This is a genomic window from Burkholderia sp. HI2714, from assembly GCF_002223085.1.
Classification (GTDB): Bacteria; Pseudomonadota; Gammaproteobacteria; order Burkholderiales; family Burkholderiaceae; genus Burkholderia; species Burkholderia lata_D.
The window spans coordinates 260,435-279,034 of sequence record NZ_NKFM01000035.1; the positions used below are offsets into that span (position 1 = coordinate 260,435).

Annotated in this window: 18 protein-coding genes; 10 read left to right on the forward strand and 8 right to left on the reverse strand. The window is 67.6% G+C overall.

Annotation, left to right across the window (positions count from 1 at the left end; genetic code table 11):
- The first annotated feature begins 91 nt into the window (after positions 1-91).
- From CFB82_RS19200 to CFB82_RS19210, 3 genes are all read left to right on the forward strand, one after another.
- On the forward strand, positions 92-964 hold the full coding sequence (locus CFB82_RS19200; protein WP_089484857.1) for a thiol-disulfide oxidoreductase DCC family protein: 873 nt from the start codon (positions 92-94) through the stop codon (positions 962-964).
- Positions 961-2,460, forward strand: coding sequence for a TIGR01777 family oxidoreductase (locus tag CFB82_RS19205; protein WP_089484858.1), 1,500 nt, complete (start codon positions 961-963; stop codon positions 2,458-2,460). The genes CFB82_RS19200 and CFB82_RS19205 overlap by 4 nt, the downstream gene beginning before the upstream one ends.
- 71 nt (positions 2,461-2,531) lie before the next feature.
- Positions 2,532-3,155 carry a glutathione S-transferase family protein gene (locus CFB82_RS19210; protein WP_069252645.1) on the forward strand — a complete coding sequence of 208 codons (624 nt, stop codon included), beginning with the start codon at positions 2,532-2,534 and terminating at the stop codon, positions 3,153-3,155.
- Positions 3,156-3,244: 89 nt separating this feature from the next.
- Here the strand turns inward: CFB82_RS19210 and CFB82_RS19215 are convergent, their stop codons facing one another.
- Together CFB82_RS19215 and CFB82_RS19220 are read right to left on the reverse strand one after the other, a co-directional pair.
- Positions 3,245-4,645 (reverse strand): serine hydrolase domain-containing protein, encoded by a 1,401-nt coding sequence (locus tag CFB82_RS19215; protein ID WP_089484859.1) that lies wholly within the window; start codon positions 4,643-4,645, stop codon positions 3,245-3,247.
- Positions 4,646-4,837: 192 nt separating this feature from the next.
- Positions 4,838-6,013 carry a hypothetical protein gene (locus tag CFB82_RS19220; protein WP_179255417.1) on the reverse strand — a complete coding sequence of 392 codons (1,176 nt, stop codon included), beginning with the start codon at positions 6,011-6,013 and terminating at the stop codon, positions 4,838-4,840.
- Between the two features lie 295 nt (positions 6,014-6,308).
- On the opposite strand from CFB82_RS19220, the gene CFB82_RS19225 reads away from it, so the two are divergent.
- The 5 genes from CFB82_RS19225 (at position 6,309) to CFB82_RS19240 (ending at position 10,503) form a co-directional block, all read left to right on the forward strand.
- Entirely contained in the window at positions 6,309-6,728 is a 420-nt protein-coding gene (locus CFB82_RS19225; RefSeq protein WP_089484860.1) for an HIT family protein, read from the forward strand.
- A gap of 255 nt (positions 6,729-6,983) precedes the next feature.
- Positions 6,984-7,148, forward strand: coding sequence for a hypothetical protein (locus CFB82_RS43280; RefSeq protein ID WP_011353821.1), 165 nt, complete (start codon positions 6,984-6,986; stop codon positions 7,146-7,148).
- Positions 7,149-7,310: 162 nt separating this feature from the next.
- Positions 7,311-7,970, forward strand: a complete 660-nt coding sequence (locus CFB82_RS19230) for a methyltransferase family protein (RefSeq protein WP_089484861.1) — start codon at positions 7,311-7,313, stop codon at positions 7,968-7,970.
- A 378-nt stretch (positions 7,971-8,348) separates the two neighbouring features.
- Entirely contained in the window at positions 8,349-8,795 is a 447-nt protein-coding gene (locus CFB82_RS19235) for a hypothetical protein (protein WP_043181055.1), read from the forward strand.
- 871 nt (positions 8,796-9,666) lie between these two features.
- Entirely contained in the window at positions 9,667-10,503 is an 837-nt protein-coding gene (locus CFB82_RS19240; RefSeq protein WP_089484862.1) for a bifunctional allantoicase/(S)-ureidoglycine aminohydrolase, read from the forward strand.
- Positions 10,504-10,779: 276 nt separating this feature from the next.
- Here the strand turns inward: CFB82_RS19240 and CFB82_RS19245 are convergent, their stop codons facing one another.
- From CFB82_RS19245 to CFB82_RS19250, 3 genes are all read right to left on the reverse strand, one after another.
- Complete coding sequence (locus CFB82_RS19245; RefSeq protein ID WP_089484863.1) at positions 10,780-11,382, reverse strand: hypothetical protein; 603 nt, start codon at positions 11,380-11,382, stop codon at positions 10,780-10,782.
- Between the two features lie 527 nt (positions 11,383-11,909).
- Positions 11,910-12,086 carry a hypothetical protein gene (locus tag CFB82_RS43285; RefSeq protein ID WP_179255418.1) on the reverse strand — a complete coding sequence of 59 codons (177 nt, stop codon included), beginning with the start codon at positions 12,084-12,086 and terminating at the stop codon, positions 11,910-11,912.
- Positions 12,087-12,332: 246 nt separating this feature from the next.
- Complete coding sequence (locus CFB82_RS19250; protein ID WP_089484864.1) at positions 12,333-13,127, reverse strand: aminoglycoside phosphotransferase family protein; 795 nt, start codon at positions 13,125-13,127, stop codon at positions 12,333-12,335.
- 238 nt (positions 13,128-13,365) lie between these two features.
- Between CFB82_RS19250 and CFB82_RS19255 the strand changes: the two genes are divergently transcribed.
- A complete protein-coding gene (locus CFB82_RS19255; protein ID WP_089484865.1) occupies positions 13,366-15,492 on the forward strand; it encodes a penicillin-binding protein 1A in 2,127 nt (708 codons plus the stop codon).
- Between the two features lie 8 nt (positions 15,493-15,500).
- Positions 15,501-16,112: a trimeric intracellular cation channel family protein gene (locus CFB82_RS19260; protein ID WP_089448558.1), complete on the forward strand. Its 612-nt coding sequence runs from the start codon at positions 15,501-15,503 to the stop codon at positions 16,110-16,112.
- Positions 16,113-16,161: 49 nt separating this feature from the next.
- On the opposite strand, the gene CFB82_RS19265 is transcribed toward CFB82_RS19260, so the two are convergent.
- The 3 genes from CFB82_RS19265 to CFB82_RS19275 all read right to left on the reverse strand — a co-directional run bounded on the left by CFB82_RS19265 (position 16,162) and on the right by CFB82_RS19275 (position 18,589).
- Positions 16,162-16,548, reverse strand: a complete 387-nt coding sequence (locus CFB82_RS19265) for a VOC family protein (protein WP_089484866.1) — start codon at positions 16,546-16,548, stop codon at positions 16,162-16,164.
- Positions 16,549-16,659: 111 nt separating this feature from the next.
- On the reverse strand, positions 16,660-17,481 hold the full coding sequence (locus CFB82_RS19270; protein ID WP_089484867.1) for a heme ABC transporter ATP-binding protein: 822 nt from the start codon (positions 17,479-17,481) through the stop codon (positions 16,660-16,662).
- 19 nt (positions 17,482-17,500) lie between these two features.
- The gene (locus CFB82_RS19275) at positions 17,501-18,589 is read right to left on the reverse strand and encodes a FecCD family ABC transporter permease (RefSeq protein WP_089484868.1); all 1,089 of its coding nucleotides are present in this window, start codon (positions 18,587-18,589) and stop codon (positions 17,501-17,503) included.
- Between the last annotated feature and the right edge of the window lie 11 nt (positions 18,590-18,600).

The following is an 18,600-nucleotide window of genomic DNA, read 5'->3' on the forward strand; positions in this document are numbered from 1 at the left end:
TGCCGCCGCTGCGCAGAAGCGGCGGTGCGGCATGGCGGAAAGCAGTCGATCGATTCATGAGGCATGCGACGGAAAAAAAGGAGTGCGAATCATGGACTCAAGTGAACTGATGCTGTACTTCGACGGACGATGTCCGTTATGCGTGGCGGAGATCGAGCGTCTCGGCGCCCGCGATACGCGGCACCGGCTGGCTTTCGTCGATATCGCCGAGCCGGGTTTCGATCCCGCGCCGCTGGGCGTCGACTTGCCTGCGCTGAATCGCGAGCTGCACGCGCGCCTGCCCGACGGACGCATGCTGACCGGCGTGGACAGCATCCTGGCCGCCCATGCGCTGACCGGCCGCCGCTGGCTCGTCCGGCTGCTTCGCGTGCCGGCCGTGCGCCGTGCGCTGGCGCCGCTGTATCGCCGCTTCGCGCGCAACCGGCATGCGGTATCGCGCTGGCTCGGCTATCGCGCGGAAGCGCCGTGCGACGGGGCGGCGTGCGGTAGCGGTCGCGACCGTACCGCCGAACCCACAGCAGATCGTCCGGCGGGTGACGCTGCGCGACGCAACGTCGTGACCTGGATGTACGGCGCCGCGATCGCACACCTGCTCGTCGGCATTGCCGTTCCTTGGGTTGCCGGCGCGCCGTGGCTCGATGCGTATCACCGCGTCATCGAACAGCATTTCTGGGCCGGAGCGGCACCCGAACCGGCGCGTGCGCAGCAGATCTGGTGGATGTCGCTGATGGGCGCGACGGTGCAATGCGCGTCGGTCTGGATGCTGGCGCTCGTGCATCTCGGCAACAGGTTGCAGAAACGGGAAGTGTGGGGATGGCTGCTGGCCGGCCTGTTGATCTGGGCGCCGCAGGACATGCTGTTTTCATTGCAGGCCCATGTATCGGGCCACGTGGCGATCGACGCGGCGGCACTCGTCGCGATGGTGCCGCCGCTTGTCTGGCTTTGGAGGAGGGACACCGTATGAACACCTTGCCCGCTTTCGACTGGGCGCTCAACCTGCTGATCGTGCAGGGTGCGATGGGCGCATTCGATACGCTTTATCACCACGAACTCACGCAGGATCTGCCGCACAGCCCGGGCGCGCGGCTCGAGCTGGCGATTCACGCGGTGCGTTCCGTGCTTTACGGCCTCGTGTTCGCATCGATCGCGAACGTCGCTTTTCACGGCGCGTGGGTCGTGGCTCTCGCGGCGGTGGTCGTCGTCGAGGTGGTGCTGACGTTGTGGGATTTCGTCATCGAGGACCAGAGCCGCAAGTTGCCCGCAACCGAACGCGTGCTGCACACGCTGCTGGCCGTCAACGGTGGTGCGCTGTTCGGGATGATCGCGATGCAGCTGGCCGCGTGGGTGCACGAGCCGACCGCGCTGCAGGCGCTCGATCTCGGCTGGCGCGGCTGGGTGCTGAGCCTCTTTGCCGTCGGCGTGACGGTATCGGGAATCCGCGACGGAATCGCGGCCTGCCGGATCGCGCGACGCGCGCCGGTTGCCAATCCGTTCGCGGGGCAGCCGCCGGGGAACGTGCTCGTCACCGGCGGGACCGGCTTCATCGGCGAAACCCTAGTGAACCAGCTGCTCGATGCGGGGCATGCGGTCACGTTGCTGGCCCGCGATCCGCTGCGCGCGGCGTATCAGTTTCACGGCCGCGTGCGTAGCATCACGTCCGTCGAACAGCTGCAGCCGCACGAGCGTTTCGACACGGTCATCAATCTCGCGGGCGCGCCGGTGCTCGGTGCACGCTGGAGCAAGCGCCGGCAGGCAGTGCTGCTCGCGAGCCGCGTCGGCGTCACGGAATCGCTGATGCGCTGGGTCGAGACCGCCGAGGTCAAGCCGCGCACGTGGATCCAGGCATCGGCGATCGGTTACTACGGCGTGCGCCCTGGCGACCAGCGGCTCGACGAAGGCAGCAGCGCCGGCACCGGCTTCATGTCCGAGCTGTGCCGGCGGTGGGAGCAGTCTGCACAACCGCTCGAGCGTCATGGCGTTCGTTTGGTGGTGCTGCGGCTGGGCGTCGTGTTCGGCCCCGGCGGCGCGCTGCGCCCGATGCTGTTGCCGCACTACTTCGGGATGGGCGGGCGCTTCGGCGACGGCACGCAGGTGATGAGCTGGATCCACCGGGACGACGTGCTGCGGATCATCGCGCGTGCGATGGCGAACCCGGGCATGCACGGCGTCTACAACGCGGTTGCGCCTGCGCCGCTGACCCAGCGCGAGTTCGTGCAGGTCGTGTCGAAGGTGCTGCATCGTCCGGCCTGGCTGCACGTGCCGGCCGCGCTGCTGCGCGTCGCGATGGGCGAGATGGCCGAGCTGCTGCTGGACGGCCAGCGCGTGATGCCGGCGCGGCTGCATCAGGACGGATTCATGTTCCGGTTCCCGACGGCCGAGCATGCGCTGCGTGACCTGACGAATCGTCCGCATGCGGATTTTCCGCGTACGGCCTGTCGTTTGCCGCGTAGTCGCGTATAAACTCGGCGTGAACGCATTCGGGACCTGTCCTGCGTCCCGGGTGCTCCGCATCGACCTCACAAGGAGACTGCATGCTGCACATCCTCGGCAAGATTCCGTCCATCAACGTTCGCAAGGTGCTGTGGCTGTGCACCGAGCTGAACCTGCCGTTCGAACAGGAAGACTGGGGCGCGGGCTTCCGTACGACCAACGATCCGGCCTATCTCGCGCTGAATCCGAACGGTCTCGTGCCCGTCATCAAGGACGACGATTTCGTGCTCTGGGAATCGAACACGATCATCCGCTACCTCGCGAACCGCTATGGCGGCGACGCGCTGTATCCGGCCGAGCCGCAGGCGCGCGCGCGGGTCGATCAATGGATCGACTGGCAGGGCGCGGACCTGAACCGCTCGTGGGTCGGCGCGTTCCTCGGCCTCGTGCGCAAATCGCCCGATCACCAGGATCCGGCCGGCATCGCGCAGTCGATCGCGGGCTGGACGAAGCACATGCAGGTGCTGAACGCGCAGCTCGAGGCGACTGGCGCGTACGTGGCCGGCAACAGTTTCACGCTCGCGGACATTCCGATCGGCCTGTCGGTGAACCGCTGGTTCGGCACGCCGTTCGAGCACCCGGATTTCCCGGCGGCGAAGCGCTATATCGAACGTCTCGCGACGCGCGAAGGCTTCCAGAAGTACGCGGGCAGCGCGAACCCGTGATGCCGCACAGGTAATGCGCGGTGCGGCGGTGTGGCTATCGCCGCCGCGTCTGCGTCATGACCGGCATGCACGGGCCCGCGGGCTCGTTTTCACGCGCCGGGCGCGGGCACCGCGTCGAGCACGCGCGCGAGAAACGCCTCGTGATTCCACGCGGATTCCGGCCGCGACAGCCCGAGTCGCACGACCACCAACTGCCGGCTCGGCACCACGCTGACGAACTGGCCTTCATGGCCGACCGCATGAAACGCGTCGGCCGGCATCGCGACCGCATGCGGATCGCGATCGTTGAACGGCTCCGGCACCTTGACCCACAGCTGCGCGCCGTACTCCTGGCGCGCCGACTGCGGCGTCGTGCGCGTCAGGTAGCGCACCCAGTCTTCCGGCAGCAGCCGCTGCCCGTCCCACACGCCGTCCTGCAACAGGAGTTGCCCGAAGCGCGCCCAGTCCCGCGCGCTCGCATACATGTATGACGCACTGACGAGCGTGCCGGACGCATCGGGCTCGAACACCGCGCTGCGCATCCCGAGCGGCGCGAACAGCGCGCGGCGCGGTAACGCGAGGTAGTCGCCGTCGCTGCCGCCCAGTGCCTCGCGCATCACGCGCGCGAGGATCGCGCTCGTGCCGCTCGAGTAGGACCACCGCGTGCCGGGTGTCACAGCGAGCGGCTTCGCCGACGCGAACCGCGCGGTATCGGCTTGCGCGTACAGCATCAATGCGACGTCGGACAGCGGGTCGTCGTAGTCCTCGTTGAATTGCAGGCCGCTCGTCATGCGCAGCAACTCATCGAGCGTGATGGCCGCGCGCGGATCGCCGCTGCCGCGCCATTCGGGCAGCAGCGCCGACGCATCGGGCGACAGCTTGTGCTGCGCGACGAGCGTGCCGACCAGCGCGGCCGTGACGGTCTTCGTCATCGACCAGCCGGGCAGCGGCGTGTCGGCCGTGAAGCCGGGCGCATAGCGTTCGGCGATCACCTGGCCGCGCCACATCACGACGACCGCGCGCGTGCGCCGCGGCCGCGCCGGATCGGGCTCGTCGAACGCGCGGTCGAGCGCGGTCTGCAGCTTCTGCGCGTCGATGCCGGCCGGCGGCGTGGCCGGTGGCGGCTGCGTGGATGGCGGATCAGGGAGGGGCGGCAGCGCGGCCGGCAACGTGCCGGGCGACGGCCCGAGCGCGAGCGTGCAGCCGAGCCCGGGCCGGAAGTCGGCTTCGCGCTCGGCGAAGCCGGCGAAGGTCGCCGTCGCGCGATGATGGTCGGGATCGATCGACGGGTGCACCAGTTTCAGCAGCGGATGCACGCCGGCCATGATGTCGACGTCGATCACGGACGCGGCCGGGCGGCCCGACACGTACACGCCGGAACACAGCGCCTTCGCCGCATAGCCGGTCGCGATCGGCGCGAGCCGGGACAACATATAGCCCGTGTAGCCGACCGCGGCGACGACGGCGAGCGCGACGCCGCGCAGGATCAGCTTCTTGAAGGGGATCGTCATGCGCGAGCGTCCTCGATTGTCGGCAGGCTGAACATGAACCGGCAGTGTCGCAGGTTCGGGCCGGCGGTGGCAATCGCGGGTGCGTGCGGCGCCGGGCGGCGCCGACAGCGCGCAAGGTGCCCGGCGTGTGTGACTCGTGTGTGTCGATCGTTTGGGGCGAACGGGCCGCATGCGGCCCGTCCAGGCGGCGCGTTACTGCGCGTTGTTGTTGTCGGAGCGCAGGGTCCAGACCGTCGCGGTATTCGTGTTGTCGTCGACGGCTGCGAATTCCAGCTGGCCTTTGCTGCCGCGCCCGAACGCCAGGCCGAACGCTGCCCCTGCAACGGTGTCGACCTGCATCTGCGCGACGAAGCGGCCGTCCACCGTGAATTCGACGATCTCGCTCGGCTGCTGCGGGTCGGCGTTGACCGCGTCGCCGTTCGCGGTCACGAGATGGCCGTTCGGTGCGAGCGCCAGCGCGAGCGGGCCGTGCAGGTGCGCCGCGTCGAAGTAGATCATCCGTCCGACGCCCCCGTTGCGATTCGTCGACGCCGCGTTCTGGATCGCGAACACCGCGTTGTCGCCGGTGGAGGCGACGTACAGCACGTCGATGTTCGGGTCGTAAGCGAGGCCGGTCGGGCCGACGACGAGTGCGCTGGGATCGGTTCGATTCACGTAGCCCGACGCGATGACGCGTGAGCCCGGCAGCATCGTGACGCCGTTGTCGCCGATCGCGAGTTCGATGCGCGAGACCGTCCCGTTCAGCACGTTCGACACGAACGCGGTCACGCGCTGGCCGCGATCGATTACGGTCATGTCCCACGGTCCGTCGAGCAGCGCCGCACTGCTGAGTTGCGTGACGAGATTGCCTTGCGGGCCGATGACGAGCCGCGACCCCGGCGGCACGACGGTCTTGCCGTCCGGCGCCGGGACGTTGCCGACCAGCACGAAGCCGCTGCGCAGCACCACGAGCGCGGTCGTCAGGCCGAGATTGCTGCCCTGGAAGAAGGCCGCCGGCGTCTTGCCGGGCGACAGCTTGACGATCGTCGTGCCGGTGCCTTGCGTGTTCGACGCCGCATTGAAGTTGGACACGACGACGTCGCCGGGTTTCAGCGTGCTCCAGCTCGGCACGCCGCGCGGCACGAAGGCGATGCCGTACGGATTGACGTCGCCGTTGGCGGGCACGGTCGACGCGGTGAACGATGGAATCGGCAAGATGATGTCGCTGCCGCCGGCCCATGCGAACGCCGACGACAACGCGAGCAGCCCGGCGCCGCATGCCGCGCGGCATAGCGAGTGCGCAAGCGTGCGCCGGACGCGCGCAACGACCGGCAGGTCAACCGCAAGGACGGGCGCGGCGGGGGAACGACAGGAGGGGAGAGGGTCCATGGCATGACTCCGGTTGATGATCGCGAGCAGTCATCCCGGCTGCCGGCCTGCGCAGCCGACGGGTGTCCGGCGCGGGTTCGCGATCGTGCTGTTGCCGCGTGAACCCACGCTCGAAATAAACGGACGGCGACGGCCGGATATTCCATTCCGTTACCGATGTTGCAGGCGAGCCGGCGGCCATTGTTCGCCGTAAGGGCGATGCGGCCTGACAAGTTGAAATCCGACCCGCCGTCGGCCGATAATCGTCCGGCATCGCTTTCCCACTCTCCCAGTCCAACCGTTATCGGAAAACGCCATGTCCTACGACAACAACAACCCGTTCGCCAAGATCCTGCGCGGCGAACTGCCGTGCGTGAAAGTCGCGGAAGACGACACGACCCTCGCGATCATGGATCTGATGCCGCAGGCCGACGGCCACGTGCTCGTGATCCCGAAGGAGCCGGCCGCGCAGATCTTCGAGTTGTCCGGCGACGCGGCGGCGGCCGGCATTCGCATGACGCAGCGCGTCGCGGCCGCGGTGCGCGCGGCGCTCGAGCCGGACGGCGTGTTCATCGGCCAGTTCAACGGCGCGGCCGCCGGCCAGACGGTGCCGCATGTGCACTTCCACGTGATCCCGCGCTGGGAAGGCGCGGAGCTGCGGATGCATGCGCGCGAAATCGCCGACGCGGCGACGCTCGAAGCGCTCGCGCAGCGCATTCGCGCGCGTTTCGTGTAACGCGTCGATTGCACGCGGCGACGGCGCGGCATGGCGCACCGGCCAGCCGCCGTGCCAACGCCTGTTTCAGCGGTCATGCGAGGTAACACGTGTAACCGCCGACGAAACTCGGCCCGGCCCACCCGGCGCTAGACTCCGCGCATTGCTTCACCGAGCGACAGGAAGGGCGGATCGCCTCTTCGTGCCGGCCGCCGCCCTTCGCGGCAGCACGGCTTTCGCGAGGTGCCATTCGTCTTTCGCGCCGGGAATCGAGCCATGACCAGACTTCTCATCACGCTTGCCCTGATCGGCGGCCTGTCCGGCTGCTACGTCGCGCCGCCGTACGGCTACGCGCCCGCGCCGGCCTACTACGGCTATGCGCCGGCGTATTACGCGCCGCCCGTCAGCGTCGGGATCGGCGGCAACTTCCGCATCCGCTGATCGGGCACCGGGCGCAGGTGCGGGCCGCATCGGTCAGGCGCGCCGCGTCCGCCTGACGACTCCAGCGGATTCGCGTCTCGCATAACGACGGTGCGCTGCACGGCGTGCGCGCGCTTCCTATACTTCACAGGAAAGTGCATTCCGCACTCCGGTGAGGCCGCCATGACAGTCACCCGCAAGGTCGCAGTCGCGTCCGCCATCGCCACGCTCGTCTATCTCGGGCTCGCGGTGCTCGGCAGCGGCGGGTTCGCGGCCTTCTTCTCGCATCCACCGTTGACCGTCGTCGTCGTCGCGACGCTCGCGATGGCCGTCGCCGCGCTGTTCACCGAAGGCAACCTGAGCAGCGGCGAGCGCGAGAATCGCGACAACCGCTGGGTGCTCGCGGCGTTCGGGGTGAGCGGGTTCCTGCTCGCGTACCTGCCGGCGCTGACCGACCGGCTCGATTTCTGGACGTTCGGCGGCGATGCGGTGCGCTGGTTCGGCGTCGTGCTGTACATCGCGGGCGGCGTGCTGCGCATCTGGCCCGTATTCGTGCTCGGCAAGCGCTTCAGCGGGCTCGTCGCGATCCAGCCGGGCCATACGCTCGTGACCGACGGCATCTACCGCCGCATCCGCAATCCGAGCTATCTCGGCCTGGTCGTCAATTCGGTCGGGTGGGCGCTGGCATTCCGCTCGGGTGTCGGCTTGTTGCTGGTCGTGCTGACGATGGTGCCGCTCGTCGCACGCATCCGCTCCGAGGAGGCGCTGCTGCGTGCGCAATTCGGCGCCGAATACGACGCGTATTGCGCGCGGACCTGGCGTCTGCTGCCCGGCGTGTACTGACCCCCTTCATCTCTTCCCCGCCGCCGTTTCGGGCCCGGCCCACGATTCGTTCCCGATGTGTTGCCGCGTGTGTCGCAAACGTGCGACGCCGTGCATGGCCGGCCTGTCGTTGCGCAGCGCCGGACCCTCGGCGAAGCCAATACTGGCGCGGGTTTGCGGGCATTCTGGCGCGGCCGTTCGGACGCGCTTATTCGTAAACAACTTGTTACCAGAATGTCCACGGCAAGGATGCGGGACCGGTGCTATTCTTCGCCGCAAGCTCATTGAAATGAATTGGTCCGCGGTTCGGCACAATGCCTGACCGGACGTCGATCGATTCAGATCGTCGTACCGAGCGGACCTTCAATAACCAGATTGCGAACAAGGAAGAATACGGGAATGTGGAAGAAAATCGCCCCCGCTCTCGTCGTCGCCGCGTTGACCGGCGCGACTGCACTGCCGGCCATGGCAGGTGACATGAACAACGCGCTTGGCGGCGCGCTCGGCGGGGTAGCCGGCGCAGCGGTCGGCGGTGCGCTCGGCGGCAGCACGGGCTCGGTGATCGGCGGCGCCATCGGCGGCGGCGCGGGTGGCGCGGTGACGTCGAACCGTCGCGAGCGCACCGGCGCGATCATCGGCGGCGCCCTTGGCGGCGGCGCAGGTACCGCGGCAGGCAACGCGATGGGCGGCCGCACGGGCGGCCTGCTGGGTGCGGCTGTCGGCGGCGGCGCCGGCGCGGCGCTCGGCGGCAACATGTCGCGCAGCTCGTACGAGCGCGATTACGGCGGTCGCGGCGATCGTGGCTATCGCCACCGCAAGCATCACCACCACCGCGACTGGGACTGATCGCCGCTGGCGCGGCTTGGTGCGCGAATGGCGCACCGGCGCGCCGACGGCGTCGGCACCCGACGCGAGATTCGGCCCGGCGGCCTGCCGGGCCGTCATCGCCGGCCAGACCGGCGAACCCTTTCCGGCTTCCCCAGCCGCGGCCAGACGCCCGATCGACGGGCCGGCAAGTTTCCCTCCTCGCTGTATTTCCCCGTTTTCCGACTACACCGTCTCTCGCGAGTGAATGCGTCCGAGGCGTGCCGATACCATTCGCGTCCCGTTCGATTTCCGTTGGCACGTTCTGCGGCCCGCGATGGCTCATGATTGGCGCGGTGCGGCTTGCTGCGATACGCACGTCGTCGCACTCCAATCGGCGTAACCAGGTGTATCGCGACCCGCGCGTGCAACGGGAAACAGCTGCGGTTATTCGCTCGCGCCTTTTGCGTCCAGGTTAACGTGCGCGTTGCCCCGCCCGTCAGGATTTCCCTGATAGCCGGAGCGTCGCTTCGCACTTCCTCACCGCGTATCGCGGCTGCCGGCGAGTAGTGGGAAATCGAATGGAATCCATCGCAACATTTAATTGGTCGATTGCGAATGAGTTCGCTATCGTCGGCGATGCTCGCGTACGGCATCGCACCGTGCCGCCGGCCGCGCCTCGCCGCATGATCGCGAGCGCCACGGCCTGGCTGCCGGCCCCACAAGCATGGGCCGCCGCGTCCGATGAACCGGACGAACCCGTCGCGAAGCCTGGCCGACCGAACGAAGGCGCATGCGCTTTCAAGCCACCCCGGCAACGATATCCCGCCGCCGCATGCGTGCCCCACGCGCGTACGTGCCGCCCGATGCCGTTGGCACCCGGGGCCGGACCAACCCATTGCCTGGATGCACTATGTCTGAGACAACGTATTACGCGCCGCATGGCGGCCACCCGCCGCAGACCGATCTGCTGACCGATCGCGCGATGTTCACCGAGGCGTACGCGGTGATCCCGAAGGGTGTGATGCGCGACATCGTCACGAGCTGGCTGCCGTTCTGGACGAACACGCGCCTGTGGGTGATCGCCCGTCCGCTGTCGGGTTTCGCGGAAACCTTCTCGCAGTACATCGTCGAAGTGAACCCGGGCGGCGGCAGCGACAAGCCCGAGCAGGACAAGAACGCCGAAGCCGTGCTGTTCGTAGTCGAAGGCGAAGCCGAGCTGACGCTGCAAGGCACGAAGCACGTGCTGAAGCCGGGCGGCTACGCGTTCATTCCGCCGGGTGCGGACTGGACGCTGCACAACGTCAGCGATGCCGCGGTGCGTTTCCACTGGGTGCGCAAGCACTACCAGGCCGTCGACGGCATTCCGCTGCCGGAAGCCTTCGTGACCAACGAGCAGGACGTCGAGCCGATCCCGATGCCGGGCACCAACGGTGCATGGGTGACGACGCGCTTCGTCGACATGAGCGACATGCGCCACGACATGCACGTGAACATCGTGACGTTCGAGCCGGGCGGCGTGATTCCGTTCGCTGAAACGCACGTGATGGAGCACGGGTTGTATGTGCTGGAAGGCAAGGCCGTGTATCGCTTGAACCAGGACTGGGTCGAGGTCGAAGCCGGTGACTTCATGTGGCTGCGCGCGTTCTGCCCGCAGGCGTGCTATTCGGGTGGCCCTGGCCGCTTCCGTTATCTGCTGTACAAGGACGTGAACCGTCACATGAACCTGTTGCTGAACCCGGCGCGCTAAGCGTCGTTCAGGCAGTCGGATCAGTCGAATGTGAAAGCCCGCCGGGGAATACCGGCGGGCTTTTTTTGGCTTGATGGATTGTCGCGGATGTCGTTTGCCGACCCGTTGCCGCCCTTCAGGCCCGTGCAGTGCCTCCGGCCGCTTCCGGGGAACCATGACCGCCGAGCGCGTCGCCTGCGTCCGGGAATCCGCGATCCCGCTCCAGCCGAAGCGCGGATTGCGGGGCAACGGGATGCATACTGCCGCGAGTCGTACGCATCCCTCGGGTGTCGGCGATCAATAAGCTGCGATCTTTTCGGTGTGCTGCTGTTCAAGGGGCTTCCTGGATTTCGCCAGTGCCGTGATGAACAACATGGTGGCGATTCCGCCGGCAATCAGTACAGGGTAAGCGGCCAGGATCTGGAACAACGAATACTTCCAGCTCAATGGGCGCCCGACGCCCAGCATCGCCGCATAGAACCACGACACTGCGGAAATCACGCCAGCGAAAATGGCAACCATACGCCGTTCAAAGGAAAGGTCCAGCAAGGAGCCCACTTTTTGCAATGCCGGGAGGACCATCGAGTGCAAGGCGATACCGTTGAAGGTCAGCAAGGCGACGATGCCGATCTTGGCCTGTAGTTTGGGATTGTGGAGGTACGTGAGGCCCTGAGTCCGCATGTCGAACGCAATGATCGCAATGCCGGTGATCCAGAGCACCGTCAGCGCCAACGTGACGGTGCGCTGCAGACTGGCCAGGTGGACCTGGTCAAGATCCTCGGGTGCGTCGGAATCCAAAAGCCGCTTGACCATCGCAATGTCACTGGTCAGCACGAGACCAATCGCGACACAGCAGGCGATGAGATGAATAAAGACAATACCCAACCGTACGAATTCCATTTTTCTGTCCTCGTTCGCGCAATGCGCAAATTTAATTTGTACCGTCAAAAACCCGGTTGATTCTCCTCAGTAAATTAGGAGTGCGATTAAAGTATTAAAATAAGACAACGAATCCTGCTGTTACGCCGGCTTAAGTCATGCATGAAAAGAACGACTCGGCGACCCGATTACGGAGCGTCGGGGTCCTGTCGGACTGCTTACAGTCGAATCGATACTCATTGCGAGTTCGACCGCTGAAGTCCGCACGGTGTGCGGGCTTGCAGGGTCGGATGGCGAACTGTCGGTATCCGGCATGGCGTGATAGGCAGAATGAAACATCGCCCAACTGCCGGATGCCGCCGGACGACCCGCAAAATTTACGGGATGTGTCCGCAACGAATCAACCCGACTTGTAACGAAATGCAAAGAAGGGCAAGTGCGACAAATGGGCGCGGCGAAGGGTTCGACCCGGGCGTGGCTCACCCGGACAGGGGGGATGCCGTATTGTTACTATTTCCATCGAGTCGCGATCGACGCGCCGAATCCTTTTACATTTCCTTGAAAAACGCTGAAAGGGTCGCAGGCAACAATGCACGTTGTGAAATTTTCATATGTGGAATTGAGCAATATCGACTGCTCGAAATTCCGGTGAGAAGAGACTCGTGGCGTCGAAGATCGGCAACCGGAATTTGACCGTGGCGGCGGAAACGCGGATGAAACTTCATGGCCGATTCCGGTTGGCTGGGCGGGGCGCCCGACAAGAGGGTAAGGGAGACGTAATTTTCGACTTTGGCCGCGCATGATATGTCGCCATTGATTCGGTGAGCGTCCGCTGTCCGGTGCTGAACCGGCGGATCCGGCGCCCCACGGCACAACTGGACGAACGGCCGACGATGGTCGAGAGCAGCCGGCTTTCCCCGCATGCTCAGGGAATTCGCGATGAACCTCGTTTTCGTGGTCGGTGCGTACCACTACAGGCCGAGCGTGATCGCCGCAAGCGTTGCGACCTGCAGCCGCGTATCGGGCGACAGGCCGTCCTCGATCAGCCACACCGCCGACAAACCCGACCAAGCGAGTATCCACTGCAGCAGCTGGCGGCGATCAAGCTTCCCCGCCTCGGCCACCAGCGTGACACGCCGCTCGAAGCGCACGGGATCGACCGCAATATCGTGCGAGGGATTGCAGAACAAATTCGCGTAGTCGAACGCGCGATCGCCGCGCAGCGCCTTCGGGTCGATCGCACGCCAGCCGCGATCGCCGAAATGGAGGATGTTGCCGTGATGGATGTCGCCGTGCAGGACGACTTCATCGACAGGCGGCCCGGCGAGCAGCTGGCGCGCGACCGCTGCCGAGTGGTGTAGCACGTCGCTGCCGGAAGCATCCGACAGCAGCGCATGGAACCAGTCGTGCAGCGGCACGACCGAAGGCGGCTCCGGCGCACGATGCGCATGCAGTCGCTCGACGACGCCGCAGGCGATGCGAATCGCGTCGTCATCGTGGCCTGAAGCCGAAAAACCGGCCAGCGTCGGCGCCGGCTGCGCCCGTTCGAGCAGAATCGCATCGCCGTCGTGCAGCCACACCTGCGCGGCGCCTTGCCCGTTCCACCAGGTCATCAGCGCATTGCCGCGACGCTCTTCGTCGCAGGTAGCGACTTTCAACATCGCCGGCCGCGCTTGCCAGACGACGGGCAGCAGGCCGCCGCTCGCGGTCAGGATCGGGCCGCCGTCGGGAACGAGGCCCCATAGGCCCAGGTATCGATCGAACATCACACGATGCTACCGCCGAACCGGCGCGCGCGCAGCACGGTTCGTCCAACGGTGCGTCACGCGGTCGCAGACGCGACTTGAACGGCCCACGCGTACTTTCCTAAATAAAATTTAGCCAGCCAAACTTTGGCTAAAGAATGTTCCGGTTTCGCGCCATCCCTTCGACAATGCGCGCCTTTCGTGACCAGTCGGTGCCGCTCGCGCACCGGCCGTCGCAGCATCGAAGAAGGAGCCCGACTTGACCGACCACACCGCATCCCCGCCGCCGCCACCCGCCCCGCCGCCGCCACGCCGTCGCCGCGTGTGGCGCACGCTCGCGGGCGCGCTGCTCGGCCTGACGGTCGCATGCGCGGGCATCGGCGCATGGACGATCCAGCGCATCTGGACGCAGTTGCCGTCCGTCGAGCACCTCGCCGTGTACCGCCCCGCGCTGCCGCTGCGGATCTTCTCGCGCGACGGCGACCTGCTGGCCGAATACGGCGTCGAGCGGCGCGAGTTCGTGCCGCTCGAACGCATCCCGCCGCTGATGCGGCAGGCGCTGCTCGCGGCCGAAGACGCGAAGTTCTACCAGCACGGCGCGGTCGATTTCAACGGCCTCGCGCGCGCGACGTTCGCGAACGTCGTGACCGGGCAGCCGGGGCAGGGCGGCAGCACGATCACGATGCAGGTCGCGCGCAACTTCTACCTGACGCGCGACAAGGTGCTGAGCCGAAAGCTCGCCGAGATCCTGATGGCGACCAAGCTCGAACGCGAATACAGCAAGGACAAGCTGCTCGAGCTGTACATGAACGAGATCTATCTGGGCGAGCGCGCGTACGGTTTCGCGGCGGCCGCGAACGTGTATTTCGGCAAGCCGCTCGACGCGCTGAGCGCGGGCGAGGCGGCCGTGCTCGCGGGGCTGCCGAAGGCGCCGTCCGCGTTCAACCCGGTCGTCAATCCGGCACGCGCGACCGCGCGGCGCAACTACGTGCTCGGCCGGATGCATGCGCTCGGCCAGCTCGACGACGCGACGTATCACGCGGCCGTCGACGCGCCGATCGCGCTGGCCACCACGCCGCCGCCCGGGATCATCGCGGCGCCGTACGTCGCCGAGCGCGCGCGCCGGATGATGGTCGAGCGTTTTCACGACGATGCCTATACGCTCGGCCTCGACGTGACGACGACGATCTCGATGCGCGACCAGCGCGCGGCCGAAGCATCGCTCGCACGCACGCTGAGCCGCCAGCCGCGCGCGAAGCGCGATGCGCGCAACGGGCTCGAAGGCGCACTGGTATCGCTCGATGCGGCAACGGGCGACATGCTCGCGCTCGTCGGCGGCGCGGATTTCAACCGCAACGTGTTCGACCATGCGCTGCAGGCGTATCGCCAGCCGGGTTCGAGCTTCAAGCCGTTCGTCTATTCGGCGGCGCTGGAAAAGGGCTACTTCCCGGGCGTGCTCGTCGACGATACGCAGCGCACGCTCACGCGTGAGGAAACCGGCGCGCGGCCGTGGCGCCCGCGCAATTTCGCCAACCACTACGAGGGCTTCATTCCGGTGCGGCGCGGGCTCATGCGCTCGAAGAACCTGGTGGCGGTCAGCCTGATGCAGGCCACCGACGCGCGCTACGTGCAGCAGCACGCGGTGCACATCGGCTTCGACGCGCAGCGCAATCCGGCGTCGCTGCCGCTCGCGCTCGGCGCGGGCGCCGTGACGCCGCTCGAACTGGCGAGCGCGTACAGCGTGTTCGCGAACGGCGGCACGCGGATGGAGCCGCGCCTGATCCTGTCGGTGAAGCAGCGTCACGGCGGCGCGATGTACGAGGCGACGGCGCCGGCAGGCGAGCGCATCGTGTCGGCGCGCAACGCTTTCATGATGGACAGCATGCTGCGCGACGTCGTGAAGTCCGGCACCGCGCGCGGCGCGCTTGCGCTGCGCCGCGACGACACGGCCGGCAAGACGGGCACGTCGAACGGGTCGAAGGACGTGTGGTTCGCCGGCTACTCGTCGGGCATCGTCGCGGTCGCATGGCTCGGCTACGACACGCCGCGCCCGATGGGGCGTGCGACCGGTGCGTCGCTCGCGTTGCCGGTCTGGCTCGACTACATGAAGACGGCCGTCGACGGGCGTACGCCGGTCGAGGCAACGCCGCCGCAGGACGTCGCGCTCGTCGACGGCGACTTCGTCTACGCCGAATACACGCGCGGCGCGTGCACGGCCGACGTGCCGTCGTACATCCGCAGCCGCTTCGCGTGCGGCGGGGCTGCGGCGGCGGCCGGTGCGTCCGACGCGCCGGGCAACGACGGCAAACCTGTCGAGCCGATGCCTGCGGCGGTCGATGCGGCCGAGCGCGAACGCGTGCTCGACCTGTTCCGGACGGATGATTGACGCGCACCATGCATACGCTTTATCTGATTGCAATCGTCGCGGAAGCGATGTCGGGAGCGCTGATGGGCATGCGCCGCGGGATGGACCGCTTCGGGCTCGCGCTCGTCGGTGCGGTGACGGCGCTCGGCGGCGGCACCGTGCGCGACGTGCTGCTCGGCCACTATCCGCTCGGCTGGATCGCACATCCCGAGTACCTGGTGATCACGCTGGTCGCGGCGACCGTCGCGTCGTGGGCCGCACGGCATGTCACGCGAATGAAGACGCTGTTCGTCACCGTCGATGCGATCGGCCTCGCGGCGTTTACGATCATCGGCTGCGACGTCGGCGCGTCGACGGGCACCGCGCCGATCATCGTTGTGCTGGCCGGCGCGATCACGGGTGTCTGCGGCGGGATGCTGCGCGACCTGCTGTGCAACGAGATGCCGCTGATCCTGCGCGAGGAGCTGTATGCGAGCGTCGCGTTCGTTACGGGCGGGCTCTATGTCGGGATGCAGCATCTCGGCATCGATGCGGGGTTCGCGACGATCGTCGCGCTGGCGGCCGGATTCTCGATGCGGATGCTCGCCGTGCGGCTCGGCTGGAAGATGCGGACGTTCGGCGCGGCGGATCTCGAGCATTGAGCCGGGAGGCTTGCCGTCCGCGCAGCGCCGGACGAGGCCGAACGGACAGTCAGTCGGCCTGCATTACCTGGAAGACGTTGCCTTCCGGATCGATGCCGTCGTACATCGTGTACGCGAACCCGCCATGGCGCTTGAGATCGCGCACCGTCACGCCGCTGCGGGCCAGCCGGTCGCGATGCGTGCCGATGGCCTGGCCGATCGAGAACACGAACTTCACGTGGCGGTTTTCCGCGCGCGCGTCCGTGTGAGCGGTCACCGCGTGGCGGAACGCCGGGCCGGCGAGATGCAGCGCGAGTTCGACGGTGCCTGCGCCGAGTACGACCCACTCGTTTTCGATTTCCTCGATGACAGGCAGATCGAAATACCGTTGGTAGAACGACTTGAGCGATGCGACGTCCTGGGCGTACAGGATGACGCGGGTCATCGGAAGCGGCACGTGAGTCTCCTTGAAGGGATGCGCGAAGCGCGAATGATGCGTTGTGAAAGTCGTCGCGATCGATCAAGCATGACATCGCGAGACGCAATGCTCATGCGACACACGCCCGCGCTACGCCGGCACCATCACCGGCGGCGCACCGTCGCCGGTGTCCACCATCTTCACCGCGAATCCGTAGCACCGCGCGATATGGGCCGGCGTCATCACGTCGCGCGGCGTGCCGTGCGCGACGATCGTGCCGTCGGCAAGCATCGCGATCGTATCCGCGTGCCGTGCGGCGAGATTCGGATCGTGCACGATCGCGAGCACGCCGAGCTGCCATTCGCGTGCAACGGCACGCACGGTTTCGAGCAGGCGGTGCTGATGCGACAGATCGAGCGCGGCGGTCGGCTCGTCGAGCAGCAGGTAGCGCGGGCCGCTTTCCGCCGCTTCGTCATCGGGCCACAGCTGCGCGAGCACACGGGCGAACTGCACGCGCGCGAGTTCGCCGCCCGACAGCGTCGTGACGTCGCGGCCGACGAGCGCATTCGCGCCCGCGCGTTCGAGCGCGCACCACGCGATCTCGCGATCGCGATGCGACGTCGCGCCGCTGCGCCGCGCGTGCGGATAGCGGCCGAGCAGCACGATTTCGTCGACGCTGAACGGGAATGCCGGCTGCGCGGCCTGCGGCAGCACCGCGCGCAGGCACGCGAGCCGCGGCGCGTCGATGCGCGCGAGCGGTTCGCCGTTCAGCGTGATGTCGCCGGTCACGCGCACGCCGTTCGGTGCGACGCCGCCGGTGAGTTCACCGGCGAAGGTCTTCAGCAGCGTGCTCTTGCCCGCGCCATTGCGGCCGAGCAGCGCGGTCACGCGACCGGGTTCGATCGACAGCGACAGGTCGCGCAGGATCGCGTTGTGTCGACGGGCGACGTCGAGGTGATGGGCGGTCAGCATGGTCGTCGTAACAGAAGGGTTAGCCGCCGAGCGCGCCGCGGCTCTTCCACAGCAGCGCGAGAAAGAACGGTGCGCCGAGCAGCGCGGTCAGTACGCCGAGCGGAATTTCGGCGGGCGCGGCAACCGTGCGCGCGGCGAGATCGGCGGCGAGCGTCAGCAGCGCGCCGAGCAGCGCGGCGCCCGGCAGCACGATGCGCTGGTCGGGGCCGCACGCGAGCCGGACGCAGTGCGGCGCGACGAGCCCGATGAAGCCGATGATGCCCGCGCACGACACCAGCGCGCCGACCGCGAGCGCGACCGCGACGAGCACGCGCCGCTTCAGCCGCTGCACGGGCACGCCGAGGTGCAGTGCCTCGGTTTCGCCGAGCTGCAAGGCATTCAGCGCGTCGCGTTCACGCGCGAGCAGCGCACCGCCGATCGCGACGCACGGCGCGACGGCTGCCAGTGCGGACCATTGCGCGCCGCCGAGGCTGCCGAGGCTCCAGAACGTGAGCGAGCGCAATTGGGCGTCGTCGGCGACGAACGTGAGGAGCCCGATCGCCGCGCCGGCCAGCGCGTTGATCGCGATGCCGGCGAGCAGCAGCAGCGGCAGTGCGAGCCGGCCGCGCGATGCGGCGAGCCGGTAGACGAGCGCGGCAACCGCGAGCGCGCCCGCGAACGCGGCGACGGGCAACGCGGTCGTGCTCACGTGCGCGGCAAAGAGCGCGGGGCCGAGCACGATCATCGTCGTCGCGCCGAGCGCGGCGCCGCTCGACACGCCGACGAGCCCCGGATCGGCAAGCGGGTTGCGGAACAGCGCCTGCATCGCGGCGCCGGTCGCGCCGAAGCCGCCGCCGACCAGCAGCGCGAGCGCGACGCGTGGTGCGCGGATGTCGAACAGCACCGCGCGCGCCTGCTGCGCGGCCGCATCTCCGGTCAGCGCGGCCCAGGCTTCCGCGAGCGGAATACGATAGGCGCCGACGCACAGCGCGACGACGGACATCGCGCACACGAGGCAGGCGAGCGCAGCCAGCGCGAACGGCGCGAAACGGCGCGACGTGCCGATGCGCGCGGCGCCGGCGCTTGACGCGGGCGACGATGCGGGGAAGGGCGAAGCGTGAGCGGGCATCGGGGCAGTCC